Raw genomic sequence first — 13,005 nt, 5'->3', positions numbered from 1 at the left:
AGCGCGCGGCGGGACGGCGTTGTCGGTGCCGTCCCCTATAACGGGCGCATGACGCAGACACCGACGCCGGCCACTCCGGTGCACTGGAAGGTCGTCGTCGACGCGGCCGACCCGCACGCCCAGGCGGACTTCTGGGCCGCCGCCCTGCACTACGTGGTCGAGGACAACAGCCCGCTCATCGAGAAGCTGCTCGCCGCCGGGGCCGCCCCCGAGGCGCTCACGGTCATGTCGCACGGCCGCCGCGCCTGGCGCGACCTGGCCGCCGTACGGCACCCCGACGACCCGTACGAGGAGGAAGCCGGCACCGGGCGCGGCCGGCGGCTGCTGTTCCAGCGGGTGCCGGAGGAGAAGACGGTCAAGAACCGGCTCCACCTCGACCTGCACCCCGGTGTCGACCGCCGTGACGAGGAACCGGCCCGGCTGGAGGGGCTCGGCGCCCGGGTGCTGCGGCGGGTGGAGGAGCCCTCCGGGAGCTGGGTCGTGATGGCGGATCCGGAGGGGAACGAGTTCTGCCTTCACTAGACCCCTGCGGGGATCACCCGAGGTCGCGGGCGCGGGTGGTGAGGCGGTCCATGCGGGCGCGGGCGGAGTCCAGCTCCTCCTCCTCGTCGGCGGCGGGGCCGCCCTCGGAGGCCAGCTCGGTCCACAGCGCGATCAGGTCGCGTCCCAGCTCGAGCCCGAGCAGGGGATCGCGCACCCCCCGCCACGCGGTGGCGGCGCTGCGGACGTTTCCGTAGGCGGCCTCCTCGTCGCCCGCGCGGCGGCAGGCGACGGCGAGGTCAAGGGAGAGCCGGAAGGCGCGCACCGGCTCGCCGGCCAGGTAGGCGATGTACGCGGTCAGCTCCCGCAGACGCAGCACCTCCGGGTGCTCGGCCCCGAGGGTCTGCGCGGCGTGCTCCAGGGTCTCGTCGGCGAGGCGCGCGGCCGTGTCGATGCGGCCCGCGCGCACGGCCTCGTTGATCCGCTCCATCGGGTCGGCGAGGGGGCTGCCCGCAGGGGCGGCGGGCTCGTCGCCCAGCACGGCCTCCGCGACGGCGTCGAAACCGCGCGGCGGGGTGGGGCGGGGGTCCGGGTCGACGGCGAGCGCGGCCTCGAGGTCGGGGTCGGGGGCCGGGGCGGGAGCGGAAGCCGCTTCGGGTTCGGCGGGGTGCGGGCGTGCGTCCATGTCCGGGGGCGGGCCGAACACGCCCGTGGGCGGCGCGACCGTGCCGGGCGGCGGGGTGACCCTGCGGAGACGGAAGGTGGGCGGGGAGTCGTAGGGGGCCGCGGATCCGGGGGCGGGGGTGTCGGACCCGGAGGTGTCGGACCCGGAGGTGCCGGACGCCGAAACGGCGCCCGGAGCCGCCGGGGTCTCAGGGTGTTGGGCGTCGGACGCCGACGCCGACGCCGGTGCCGGCCAGAGATCTTCCGGTGCCTCCGACTCCGGTACCGGGCGGAGCAGGTGGGTCGGGCGGTCGTTGCGCGGTGCGAAGGGCGGGGACGGGGGCGCCGTGTGCGCCCCCTCCGGTGACGGTGCCGGGCCCCGCGGTGTCTCCGGAGCCGGGGCTATCCCGGAGGACGGCGTCTCGGAGGGCACCCCTCCCCTTTCCCGCGCCCCGCGCAACTGCACCGGCTGTGCCGCGAACGCGCTGGAGCCGTCCGGGGCGACCCGGAGCGGGACGACGTACCCGATGCGCTCGTCCCGCACGGTCGCGTGCACGGCGTGGCCGGTGGCGAGGGCGATGCGGTGCAGGCGGTTCAGCACGGCCTGCTGGATCTCCTCGCCGGGGCCCGCGATCACCCGTACGCCGTCGACGTAGGCGCCCGGCTCGTCCGACCCGTCGGACGGGACACGGACGTCGACCGGCACCGCCGCACGGTTCGCCGCGTCCGCGGCCTGCTGCTGTTCCCGCTTCTTCTCGCGGCTGAGTCGAGACATCGTTCCCTCATTCGGGTCGTACACCTACCGTCGAGTGTGTCCGCTCGCGCGCGCTGTGCACGTCACCGCGTTGTCACAGGCTCGTCCCAAGGGCCGTCGGCCCCGGTTCCGTACCGGGCGCGGGGCATGGACGATCGGGCCGCCGAGCAGGAGAGGGACATGCGAACAGGCACGGGACAGGGACCGGAGATCTGGCTGCGGGGGCCGGTGACGCCCCCGGAGGCGGACCCTCCGGGGGCGGTGCCCGCCCGGGCGACGGCCCGGCGCTTCTCCTGGGTCGGTCTGCACGGCGGCGCGGGCGTCTCCACGCTCGCCGCGGTCTACGGCGGCCACGACTGCGGGCGGTCCTGGCCCGGCCCCGACGCCCCGCGTTCGGTGCTGCTGGTCGCCCGCACCCATGCGGCCGGGCTGGACGCGGTGCTGCCGGCCGTCGACCTGTTCCGGCGCGGTGAGGCGCCGCAGGGGCTCGACCTGGACGCCGTCGTCCTCGTCGCGGACGCGCCCGGCCGGCTCCCGCGTCCCCTCGCGCACCGGGTGCGGCTGATCGAGCAGCTGATCGACGTGTACCGGGTGCCGTGGGTGCCCGACTGGCGCCTCGGCGACCTGGGCGGCCGGCCGCCGCGCGAGACGGAGCCGCTGGCCCGTCTCACCGGCGCCCAGCGATGAGCGAGGACGGCGCGCTGGAGATCGCGGACGCCGTGTGCGCGGGCGCGCGCCGGGCCGTGGACGTGGTCGCGGAGGCGCTGGCGCGGATCGAGCGCGCCGACCCGGTGCTCTGTGCGTTCCTCGACGTGTGGGAGGAGGAGGCGCTGCGGCGGGCGGGTGAGGTGGACGCGCGGGTCGCCGCCGGGGAGCGCCTGCCGCTGGCCGGGGTGCCGGTCGCGGTCAAGGGGCGGCGCGGACTGCGGGCGGCGGAGCCGCTGCTCGCGGCCGGCGCGGTCGCCGTGGGCGCCACGTCGGTGCCGGGTCCGGGGACGCCCTGGCAGACCTGGGGGCTCGGGGCGCGCGGCCGTACGGTCAACCCGTGGCGGGCGGACCGTACGCCGGGCGGGTCCTCGGCCGGGGCGGCGGTGGTCGTGGCGGCCGGGCTGGTCCCGCTGGCGACGGGCGCGGACGGGGCGGGCTCGGTGCGGATCCCGGCGGCGTGGTGCGGGGTGCTGGGGTTGAAGGTCACGGGCGGACGGTTTCCGTCGGGCGACCGTACGGGGCTGGCGGCGCCGGGGATTCTTGCGCGTACGGCAGCCGATGCGGGGCTGTGGTGGCGGGTCGTCTCCGGCTGCGACGCGCGCCCGGAACCGCCTCGCTTCCCTCTCACGGCGGTCTGGTCGCCCGACCTGGGGTACGCCTCCCCCGACCCGGAGCCTGTCGCTCTCGCGCGGGACGCGGTCGACCGGCTCGTCTCGGCGGGGGTGGTGCGCCTTGTGCGGCCATCGGTCGCGTGGTTCCTCCTTGACCCCGGTCCGGCCTGGCTCGCCCTGCGTACCCCGGGTGCGGACCCCTCCGACGCCCACCGCGTCCGAGCCGCCAACGACACCCGTCTCCACGCCCTCTTCGGTGGGGTCGACCTGCTGCTCACCCCTACGGCGCCCACCGCACCACACGGCCACGACGGCCCCGGTGACACTTATTCCACCGCGCTCACCTGGGCGTTCAACCTGAGCGGCCACCCGGCGTCGAGCGTGCCGGCCGGTGTCGGCGCCGACGGGTGCCCGGCGGGGCTGCAGGCCGTCGCCGCTCGCGGCCGGGAGGAACTGCTGCTCGCGGTGGCGGAGGAGGCGGAACGGCGCGGGGCCGTCAACGCCCTCCGGCCGCCTGCGGCGCCCGCTTCGTGAGGGTGCGGCGTACGGCGGTACCTTCGCCTGCGGCTCGGTGGGGGCCTGGTCGCGCAGTTCCCCGCGCCCCTGGGTGTCTACGCCGTGACGTCCTTCGTCGTGAACCTGGCCCACGCCGCCGAGCCGAAGACCGCCGCGTACAGGGCCTGGAGGCCCAGGTTCTTCGTCAGGTCGTCCCAGTAGACCGGCTCGCGCATGAGGTCCGCGAACGACAGCCAGTAGTGGGAGAACAGGTACGGGTGCAGCGCGTGCAGTTGGGGGATCTGGTCGAGGATCTGGACCGTGATGAGCAGCCCGACCGTGGTGGCCATCGCCGCGATGCCGCTGTTGGTCAGGGTCGAGACGAACAGGCCGAGCGCCGCCACCCCGAGCAGGGACGCGGCGACGACCAGGGCGATCAGCAGGGCGCGGACCAGGCCCTCGCCGAAGGTGATGCGGGTGCCCGAGATGGTGGTCAGGTCGCCCAGCGGGAACAGCAGCGCGCCCGCCGCCAGCGCGGAGACGGCCACCACCAGCGTGGCGGCCAGGCAGAACACCATGACCGTCGCGTACTTGGTGAGCAGCAGGCGGGTGCGGCCCGCGGGGGCGACCAGCAGGTAGCGCAGGGTGCCGGCGCCCGCCTCGCCGGCCACGGCGTCGCCCGCGACCACGCCGACCGCCATGGGCAGGAAGAACGGCAGGGGCGCGGCGAGCGCGGTGAAGACCAGGAACAGGCCGTTGCTGGTGATCTGCGAGACGAACGCGGGTCCCCCGCCGCCCCCGGCCGAGCCGTCGCCGGTCTCGATCCGTACGGCGATCCCGACCAGCACCGGCACGGCGGCCAGCACGCCCAGCAGGGCGAGCGTGCGCCAGCGGCGGAAGGTGGTGCGCAGTTCGTCGTGGAAGAGGCCGAGGGTCCACAGCGGACACGGCCGTACGGATGCTTCGGCGACCGGCGCGCTCACCGTCTCAGCCCGCGACATCGAACCCCTCCCCCGTCAGCGCCACGAACGCGTCTTCCAGGGACGCCCGTTCGACCGCGAAGCCGCGTACCCGCACGCCGGCCGTGACCAGGGCCGCGTTCACCTCGGCGAGGTCCCGTGCGGGCGGCTCGGCGCTCACCCGGTCGCCGTCCGCGACGACGTCGGCGAGCCCCTGCTCCTTCAGCACCCGGGCCGCGTCCGCCGGGTCGGGCGTGGTGACCACCAGGCGGCCCCGGGCGCCCGCGGCCAGCTCGGCGACCGGCCCCTGGGTGATCAGCCGGCCGCGCGCCATCACGGCGACGTGGGTGCAGACCTGCTCGATCTCGTCGAGGAGGTGGGAGGAGAGGAACACGGTCGTGCCGTCGGTGGCGAGCTCGCGCACGAGCGCGCGGATCTCCCGCATGCCCTGCGGGTCGAGGCCGTTGGTCGGCTCGTCCAGCACCAGCAGCCGACGGGGCCGCAGCAGGGCGGCGGCGAGACCGAGGCGCTGCTTCATGCCGAGGGAGTACGCCCGCGCCTTCTTGCCGGACGCGGCCGTGAGACCCACCCGGTCCAGGGCGGCGGTGACACGGGCCGTGCGGGTACGGGGGTCGGCGGTGGGGTCCGCGGCGTCGTACCGGAGGAGGTTGTCGCGGCCGGAGAGGAAGCCGTAGAGGGCGGGGCCCTCGATGAGGGCGCCGACGTGCGGCAGGACGGCGCGCGCGGAGCGAGGCATGGGGCGCCCCAGTACGTGCGCCGTCCCGGAGGTCGGCTCGATCAGGCCCATCAGCATGCGGATGGTGGTGGTCTTGCCGGAGCCGTTGGGGCCGAGGAAGCCGAAGACGCTGCCCGCCGGGACGGTCAGGTGCAGGCCGTCCACGGCGAGCTGTCCGCCGCGGTAACGCTTGGTCAGTCCCCGGGTGACGACGACCGCGTCACCCTCGGACCGTCCGTCGCGTGTCTGCCCCGTGGCGGACGTCCCGCGCGTCACCTCCGTGGCGGACGTCCCGCCTGTCTGCCCCGTGGCGGACGTCCCGTCCATCGGCTCCCCCGTTCCCCTCGCGGCTCGGTGGGTTCGGGGAGTTACTTCCCCGCCTCGGCCGCCTTCACCAGCGCGTCCTTGGTGACCGTACCCACGTAGACCTTGCCGTCCTCCGTGACGAGGGCGTTGACCAGGCGGGTGCTGAACACCGTGCCCTTGCCGAAGTCGCCCTTGACCTGGTCGCCGAGCGAGCCGAGGAAGCCGCCGAGGTCGCCGCCGATCTCCTCCTCGGTGGGCAGACCGGCGCCGGCGCCGGTGTCGAACGCGGCGACGGTGTTCCAGCCCTCGCCGAGCATCCGCAGTCCGTCGAGGCCCTTGGCGAGGTCCTCCTCGGACTTCGGGCCGCGCTCCGGCTTCGTGCCGAAGTCGCCGTGGCCGCGGCCCCGTTCGGTGTCCTCGGTGACCTTGGCGCCCTTGGGCGGGGTGAAGTCGAACGTGGAAGCGTCCGGGCGGTCGAAGCTCACCTTGGTGAAGCCGACGTCCACGACGGCCGAGCCGCCGCTCGACGGGGTGAGCGTGAACTTCAGCGGCATGCCCGTCTCGCTGTCCACGGCGATGCTGACTGCGCCGACGGTGGATCCGGACTGCTTGGGCTCGACCACCAGCCGGTAGGCGTCACGGCCGGCCACCTGGGCGGTGCCGTCGACCTTCACGGACGTGGTGTCGTCGACCGCCTTGAGCGCCTCCTCCGCGAAGTCCTTCGGGGTGGCCGGGGGCTGCTGCCGGCTCCGCTCCTTCGCGTCCGCCTCGTCGACGGTGGCGTGGTAGACCTCGTTGGACGCGCTGTCGTAGCCCCAGACGTCCTTGCCATTGTGGATGAGGCTGTACTCGGCGGCGTTCTCCAGCAGGGACAGCTTCTGGCGGTCGGGGCCGTCGGCGGCGACGCGCAGGGTGTGCGTGCCGGACGCCAGCTCGGTGAGCCGGCCGGACGGGTCGGCGGAGGAACCGCCCTCGCCGCCCGCCGCGCCGGACAGCAGGCCGCTCTCCAGCCCGCCGAGGTTCGGCAGACCCAGGTCGGTGGTGATCTTCACGGTGCCGGACAGGCGCTCCACGTCCGACTGCGCGATCTTCTCGACGAGCTGCGCGGCGGTGATGTCGGGCAGGTCCGGGTCGCCGGAGTCGGCGAGCGCCGGGACGAGTCCGATCGTCGCGGCCGCCACGCCCAGCACCGTCACGGGAACCACGTACCGCGCGGCCTTGCGGCGCCCGGCGCGCGGCTCCTCGGCCTCCCCCGCGGTCGTCCTGTCGTCGGTCTCGTTCGGTGCCATGTGTGCCCTCCGTGGTCGGCGGCGGCTTCCGTCCCGTGTTCTCGCACCCGTTCGGCCCGGGCCGCCATTCTCACCCGAACCGGTGAGAAGTGGTGTTCTCCGTCGTGGTCCATCTGACCAAACCGGGGGGACGGAATCGTCAGACCGCGGGCTCAACTCCGCGTACTGCTGCGGTATGACACGGGACGACGGCGCCTCACCCGCCCCGTAGGGGTCACCCGGGTACCGGAGGCGTACGGGGGACGGCAGGGCGGCAGCCGGGGGACGGCCGGACGGCAGCCGGGGGACGGCAGGGGAGGACGACCGGAACGGGCGGCCGGAGCCGGTCAGCCCGCCCGGTGCACCACCGCGTCGCACAGCTCGACCAGCGCCGACTTGGCGGGGCCGTCGGGCAGCGGGGCGAGCGCGGAGCGCGCCTCCTCGGCGTAGCGCACGGTGTCCCGGCGGGCCTGGCCGAGTGCGGGGTGGGCGCGCAGCAGGCGCAGCGCCTCGGCGTGCCGGGTGTCGTCGGTGAGGTCGGAGTCGAGCAGCTCGCACAGGGCGAGGTCCTCGGCGAGGCCGAGCCGGGCGGCCCGCTCGCGCAGCCGCAGCACGGGCAGGGTGGCGATGCCCTCGCGCAGGTCGGTGCCGGGGGTCTTGCCGGACTCGTGGGAGTCGGAGGCGATGTCGAGGACGTCGTCGGCGAGCTGGAAGGCGACGCCGAGCCGCTCGCCGTACTGGGTGAGGACGTCGACGACGGTCTCGTCGGCGCCGGACATCATCGCGCCGAAGCGGCACGAGACGGCGACGAGGGAGCCGGTCTTGCCCCCGAGCACGTCCAGGTAGTGGTCGACCGGGTCGCGGCCGTCCTGCGGGCCCGCGGTCTCCAGGATCTGGCCGGTGACCAGCCGCTCGAACGCCTCGGCCTGCACCCGCACGGCCTCCGGGCCGAGGTCGGCCAGGATGTGCGAGGCGCGGGCGAAGAGGAAGTCACCGGTGAGCACGGCGACCGAGTTGCCCCAGCGGGCGTTCGCGCTCGCGACCCCGCGGCGCACCTCGGCCTCGTCCATCACGTCGTCGTGGTACAGCGTGGCCAGGTGGGTGAGCTCCACCACGACGGCCGACGGCACGATGCCGGGCGCGTAGGGGTCGCCGAACCGGGCGGCGAGCATGACGAGCAGCGGGCGGAACCGCTTCCCGCCGGCCCGCACCAGGTGCTGGGCGGCCTCCGTGATGAACGGCACCTCGCTCTTGGTGGCCTCGAGCAGCCCTTCCTCGACAGCCGTCAATCCGGCCTGGACATCGGCTTCCAGAGCCTGGTCCCGCACGCTCAGCCCGAACGGCCCGACGACGGTCACGAGGGGTCTCCTGTCTGCTGGTGTCTGCTGGCGGTTACACGGTTTGTCGATAGGTCGCTGCCACCACTCGAGTCAGCGTATCCGGTCGGGTTTCGATCACCGCCAGGGCCCGGGGTCACAAGCAGGGCGATACGGGATCAGAAGCGGAGTGTTTTTGATCGGCTGATAACAACGGACATACCTCGACTTCCCGGACACAGTGACCCGCGAACCATCCTGCCGCACCCCGGAGTCTGATTTGCCGCCATTGGTGGGCGAATTCCTCTTGGTCACCATTGCGCCCGCCGTCGCCGTCCCGTGAAGTGAGTCACGCGCGCGACGGTCACCCGGACACCCTCGCACACGCCCGTCCTCCCGCTCCACGCAACGGAGTTGACGCTTGGCGATCGCAAAGGATCAAACGGCCGAAACCGCCCATCTCAAGATCAAACGGGGTGTTGCGTGATCGGCGCACTTGTTCCCGACATCTGCTCTCGCATACGTTCCGGGCCTGCCGGGTGGACGCCTAGTCCTGCCGCCACCCGCATCACACCCGACGACCAACTCACGCACGGCAGGAGCGGGGGACCCAGGTAAGCCGCCGTACCGGACACCGCGCCGGGACGGCTCGGGGTGAAGCCATGCCCGCAGGGGCACGGCCGGGCACTCTCCCGCCCGAACCCGACAGCTCACCTCGCAGGCGTAGGAGAGGAACCCAGACATGCCCGCTTTCGCTTCGTCCCGCCTCGTCCGCACCCTCGCCGTCGCCGGCACCGGCGTCGCCGTGGTCGCGCTGCCGCTGTTCGGCGCCACCAGCGCCTCCGCGGCCCCCTCGACCCAGGCCACGACCGCCGCCTCCACGACCGCGTACCCGGACAACCTCGACGGCTGGATCCGCGAGGCGATGGACATCATGGCGCAGAACGGCATCCCCGGCTCCTACGACTCCATCCACCGCAACATCATGCGGGAGTCGTCCGGCAACCCGGCCGCCATCAACCTGTGGGACTCCAACGCCGTGAAGGGCACCCCGTCGAAGGGCCTGCTGCAGGTCATCGACCCGACCTTCCAGGCGTACCACGTGCCCGGCACCGCCTTCGACCCGTTCGACCCGGTCGCCAACATCGCCGCGGCCTGCAACTACGCCGCCGACCGCTACGGCTCGATCGACAACGTCTTCGGCGCGTACTGAGCCGACCTCTGACGGCCGACACCGGCCGGCTGCCCGAACAGTCGCTCGAGGACGACGGCCACGCCGTCGTCCTCGTTCGACAGGGTGACCTCGTCGGCCACCGCCTTGAGCTCAGGGTGCGCGTTGGCCATGGCGACGCCGTGGCCCGCCCACCGGAACATGGGGACGTCGTTCGGCATGTCCCCGAAGGCGACCGTGTCCTCGGGGCGCAGCCCCAGGTGCTCGGCGGCCAGCGCCAGACCCGTCGCCTTGGTGACCCCGCACGGCTGGAGCTCCACCGTGCCCGGCCCCGACATGGTGACCGTGGCCAGCGAGCCGACCACGGAGCGGGCCGCCGCGGCCAGAGCGTCGTCCGACAGCGCCGGGTGGCGCAGCAGCACCTTGCTGATCGGCTTCGCCCACAGGTCGTCGCGCCGCTCCACCCGCACCGACGGCAGCGTCGGGTGCGGCATCCGGTAGCCCTGCTCGATCAGCGTCAGCCCGTCGACCCCGTCCTGGTCGACCGCGGCGTACACCTCCCCCACCTCCGCCTCGATCTTGCCGAGCGCGGTCTCCGCCAGCTCCCGGTCCAGCCGGACCGACCACAGCATCCGTCCCGCGGCGGCGTCGTAGACCTGCGCGCCCTGTCCGCACACCGCGAGCCCCGTGCAGCCGAGGTCGTCGAGCAGCGGCCGCACTCTGGGGGCCGGCCGGCCCGTCACCACGAGGTGCCGGGCACCGGCCCGCGCGGCCCGGGCGAGGGCGGCGAGGGAGCGGTCGGAGAGGGTGTCGTCACCGCGCAGCAGCGTCCCGTCCAGGTCGGTGGCGATGAGAGAACAATCGGTGGGTGCGGCCATGATCAGAGAATACGGACAAGAGGACCGTCCGATTCACCGCGCCCGTATGCCCTCGCATTGGGTGCGTTTTGCTGTCCTCTGCCGCCGGATCACGACCGGATGGGAGCTGTTTCCCCGTGTGACCGGAACACCGAGCGCTCCACCGGACCCGGCCTCAGGAAGTCGTCCCCTGTAACAGGAGACCGCCGGGACGCGACCCCGTAACGTGTGATCGGCCACGGACACGTGGCCCACCCGCGCACACGAAAGCGAGGCAGCACCCGATGCCCCCCTTCGATGTCCCCGAGGGCGACCCCTTCGGCCCGCACAACCTGCCGTACGGCGTCTTCTCGCTCCCCGGTTCGGCGGAGCGCACCGTGGGCGTCCGGCTGGGCGACCACGTCCTCGACGCCGGCGCGGCGGCACACGCCCTGGGCTCCCCCTACGCCTCCCTGCTCGCCCGCCCCACCCTCAACCCGCTGCTGGCGGCGGGCCGTACGGCCTGGTCGGACGTGCGCCGCGCGCTCACCGCGTGGGTGACGGTCCCGGCGCACCGGGAGACCGTCGAGCCGTTCTTCCACCCGCTGTCCGAGGTGACCCTCCATCTGCCGTTCGAGGTCGCGGACTACGTCGACTTCTACGCCTCGGAGAACCACGCGCGGAACGTCGGGCGGATCTTCCGCCCCGACGCCGAGGACTCCCTCACCCCCAACTGGAAGCACCTGCCGATCGGTTACCACGGCCGCTCCGGCACCGTCGTGGTGTCCGGCACCGACGTGGTGCGCCCCTCCGGGCAGCGCAAGGCGCCCGCCGACGCCGCCCCGGTCTTCGGCCCGTCCGTGCGGCTGGACATCGAGGCCGAGGTCGGCTTCGTCGTCGGCGTCCCGTCCGAGCAGGGCCGGCCCGTGCCGCTGAGCGCCTACCGCGACCACGTCTTCGGCCTGTTCCTGCTCAACGACTGGTCCGCCCGCGACATCCAGGCCTGGGAGTACGTGCCCCTCGGCCCGTTCCTCGGCAAGTCCTTCGCCACCTCGGTGTCGGCGTGGGTCACCCCGCTGGACGCCCTGGACGAGGCCCGCGTCGCCCCGCCCGGGCGCACCCACGACCTGCTGCCGTACCTGGACGACTCCGGCGAGGAGCCCGGCGGCTACGACCTGCGCATCACCGTGAGGATCAACGGCCACACCGTCTCCGAGTGCCCCTTCTCCACCATGTACTGGACGGCCGCCCAGCAGCTCGCCCACATGACGGTGAACGGCGCCTCCCTGCGCACCGGCGACCTCTACGGCTCCGGCACGGTCAGCGGCCCCACCGAGCGGGAGCGCGGCTCCCTGCTGGAGCTGACCTGGAACGGCCGCGACCCGCTGGAACTCCCCGACGGCAAGCGGACGTTCCTGGAGGACGGCGACGTGGTGACGCTGTCCGCCTGGGCGCCGGGCCCCGACGGGGCGCGGGTGGGCCTCGGCGAGGTGACGGGACGGGTGGTCCCCGCGCCCTGACCCCTCCGGCCCTACCGAGGCGCACAACCACGCTGACTCGCACCGCCCTTCGCCGTCATACTTGGCGTCGGGCGGTGCGTTTCTTCTTCCGCACCGCGCACCGCACCACCGCACGCCCCCGAGCCGCTTCTTCCGACAGGATCCGGAGCCCGTGGCATGACGTACTGCCTGCTCCTGCTGAGTGTGGTCGCCGTGACCGCCGCCGTGCCCGTCCCCCGCCTGCTGACCCGGGCGTCGTGGCCGGAACGGGAACCGGTCGTCGCCCTGTGGGTGTGGCAGTGCCTGGTGGCCACCGTGCTGCTGTGCTGTCTGACCGCGCTGGCGCTGGGCGCCGCCGCCGTCTTCGGCACCGTCCGCGCCCAGTTGTTCGCGCCGGCGCCGCCCGCCGTGACCGCCGCCTACGACCTGTCGCACGCCTCGCCCTGGACGGCCGTCCTCACCGTGCTGCTGGCCTGCGGCGCCGCCTGGACCACGGCGATGCTCGGGCGTGAGCTGCTCGAGGCCCGCCGCCGTCGCACCCGTGCCCGCGCGGACCTGCGGGACCGCGCGCCCGACCTCCCGGCGGGGCTTCCCGAGGGGCGGGGGCCGCTGCTGGTGCTGGAGGAGGAGTACCCGGACGCCTGGTGGATGCCGGGCAGCCCGCCCCAGCTGATCGTGACGACCGGCGCGCTGCAGCGGCTCACGGACCACCAGCTCGACGCGGTCCTCACGCACGAGCGCGGTCACGCCCGGGCCCGCCACGACTGGCTGCTGCATCTGTCGGCGGCGCTGGCGGCCGGTTTCCCGCGGGTCCCGCTGTTCGCCCACTTCTGCGAGCAGACCCACCGTCTGGTGGAGCTGTCCGCCGACGACACCGCCTCCCGGCGCTGCGGCCATCTGACCACCGCGCTGGCGCTGATCGAGCTGAACCAGCACCGGGGCGTGCTGTCCTGCTCCTCCAGCCACCGGCTTCTCGGCGAGCGCGTCGACCGGCTCCTGGAGCCCCCGCCGCGGCTGGGCCGTCGCCACCGCGCCCTGACGACGGCGGCGGCGTCACTGGTGCCGCTGCTCCCGCTGCTGATCACGTTCGCACCGGGGCTGACGGCGCTGCCGTAGCGAGACGGCCGGGGCGGTCGGGGCCGCGAGGTCCGGGCCGGGGCGGTCGGGGCCGGGGCGGTCGGGGCCGCGGGGTCCGGGCCGGGC

General features: G+C 74.2%; 12 protein-coding genes and 1 riboswitch. Of the genes, 6 read left to right on the top strand and 6 right to left on the bottom strand.

Features of this window, described 5'->3' with window-relative positions:
* Window positions 1-48: 48 nt before the first annotated feature.
* Window positions 49-522, top strand: a complete 474-nt coding sequence (locus tag AY578_RS19320) for a VOC family protein (RefSeq protein ID WP_168713406.1) — start codon at window positions 49-51, stop codon at window positions 520-522.
* 13 nt (window positions 523-535) lie between these two features.
* Here the strand turns inward: AY578_RS19320 and AY578_RS19315 are convergent, their stop codons facing one another.
* A complete protein-coding gene (locus AY578_RS19315; RefSeq protein ID WP_258903173.1) occupies window positions 536-1,918 on the bottom strand; it encodes a tetratricopeptide repeat protein in 1,383 nt (460 codons plus the stop codon).
* A 159-nt stretch (window positions 1,919-2,077) separates the two neighbouring features.
* Between AY578_RS19315 and AY578_RS19310 the strand changes: the two genes are divergently transcribed.
* The gene (locus AY578_RS19310; protein ID WP_136238158.1) at window positions 2,078-2,584 is read left to right on the top strand and encodes a DUF6668 family protein; all 507 of its coding nucleotides are present in this window, start codon (window positions 2,078-2,080) and stop codon (window positions 2,582-2,584) included.
* On the top strand, window positions 2,581-3,750 hold the full coding sequence (locus AY578_RS19305; protein WP_136238157.1) for an amidase family protein: 1,170 nt from the start codon (window positions 2,581-2,583) through the stop codon (window positions 3,748-3,750). The genes AY578_RS19310 and AY578_RS19305 overlap by 4 nt, the downstream gene beginning before the upstream one ends.
* Window positions 3,751-3,827: 77 nt before the next feature.
* Here AY578_RS19305 and AY578_RS19300 read toward each other — a convergent pair whose 3' ends face one another.
* From AY578_RS19300 to AY578_RS19285, 4 genes are all read right to left on the bottom strand, one after another.
* Window positions 3,828-4,712 carry an ABC transporter permease gene (locus AY578_RS19300; RefSeq protein ID WP_258903172.1) on the bottom strand — a complete coding sequence of 295 codons (885 nt, stop codon included), beginning with the start codon at window positions 4,710-4,712 and terminating at the stop codon, window positions 3,828-3,830.
* Window positions 4,699-5,733 carry an ABC transporter ATP-binding protein gene (locus AY578_RS19295; RefSeq protein ID WP_234008069.1) on the bottom strand — a complete coding sequence of 345 codons (1,035 nt, stop codon included), beginning with the start codon at window positions 5,731-5,733 and terminating at the stop codon, window positions 4,699-4,701. Before AY578_RS19295 ends, AY578_RS19300 begins: the two co-directional genes overlap by 14 nt.
* Before the next feature lie 41 nt (window positions 5,734-5,774).
* On the bottom strand, window positions 5,775-7,001 hold the full coding sequence (locus tag AY578_RS19290; protein WP_136238155.1) for a LolA family protein: 1,227 nt from the start codon (window positions 6,999-7,001) through the stop codon (window positions 5,775-5,777).
* 326 nt (window positions 7,002-7,327) lie between these two features.
* The gene (locus AY578_RS19285; RefSeq protein ID WP_019524500.1) at window positions 7,328-8,338 is read right to left on the bottom strand and encodes a polyprenyl synthetase family protein; all 1,011 of its coding nucleotides are present in this window, start codon (window positions 8,336-8,338) and stop codon (window positions 7,328-7,330) included.
* Window positions 8,339-8,906: 568 nt separating this feature from the next.
* A riboswitch (cyclic di-AMP (ydaO/yuaA leader) is annotated at window positions 8,907-9,035 on the top strand.
* Between the two features lie 3 nt (window positions 9,036-9,038).
* Here AY578_RS19285 and AY578_RS19280 point away from each other — a divergent pair.
* Window positions 9,039-9,509, top strand: a complete 471-nt coding sequence (locus AY578_RS19280; protein ID WP_019524499.1) for a transglycosylase SLT domain-containing protein — start codon at window positions 9,039-9,041, stop codon at window positions 9,507-9,509.
* On the opposite strand, the gene AY578_RS19275 is transcribed toward AY578_RS19280, so the two are convergent.
* Entirely contained in the window at window positions 9,473-10,345 is an 873-nt protein-coding gene (locus tag AY578_RS19275; RefSeq protein ID WP_028960046.1) for an HAD family hydrolase, read from the bottom strand. The two genes, AY578_RS19280 and AY578_RS19275, sit on opposite strands and share 37 nt — an antisense overlap.
* A gap of 263 nt (window positions 10,346-10,608) precedes the next feature.
* Here AY578_RS19275 and fahA point away from each other — a divergent pair, with 263 nt between their 5' ends.
* On the top strand, window positions 10,609-11,823 hold the full coding sequence (gene fahA, locus AY578_RS19270) for a fumarylacetoacetase (RefSeq protein ID WP_028960045.1): 1,215 nt from the start codon (window positions 10,609-10,611) through the stop codon (window positions 11,821-11,823).
* Window positions 11,824-11,979: 156 nt separating this feature from the next.
* Window positions 11,980-12,918, top strand: coding sequence for a M56 family metallopeptidase (locus AY578_RS19265; RefSeq protein WP_019524496.1), 939 nt, complete (start codon window positions 11,980-11,982; stop codon window positions 12,916-12,918).
* Window positions 12,919-13,005 lie beyond the last annotated feature (87 nt).

The organism is Streptomyces thermocarboxydus (genome assembly GCF_024760485.1).
Lineage (GTDB): Bacteria > Actinomycetota > Actinomycetes > Streptomycetales > Streptomycetaceae > Streptomyces > Streptomyces cellulosae.
This window is presented reverse-complemented; position numbering and strand designations above follow the sequence as displayed.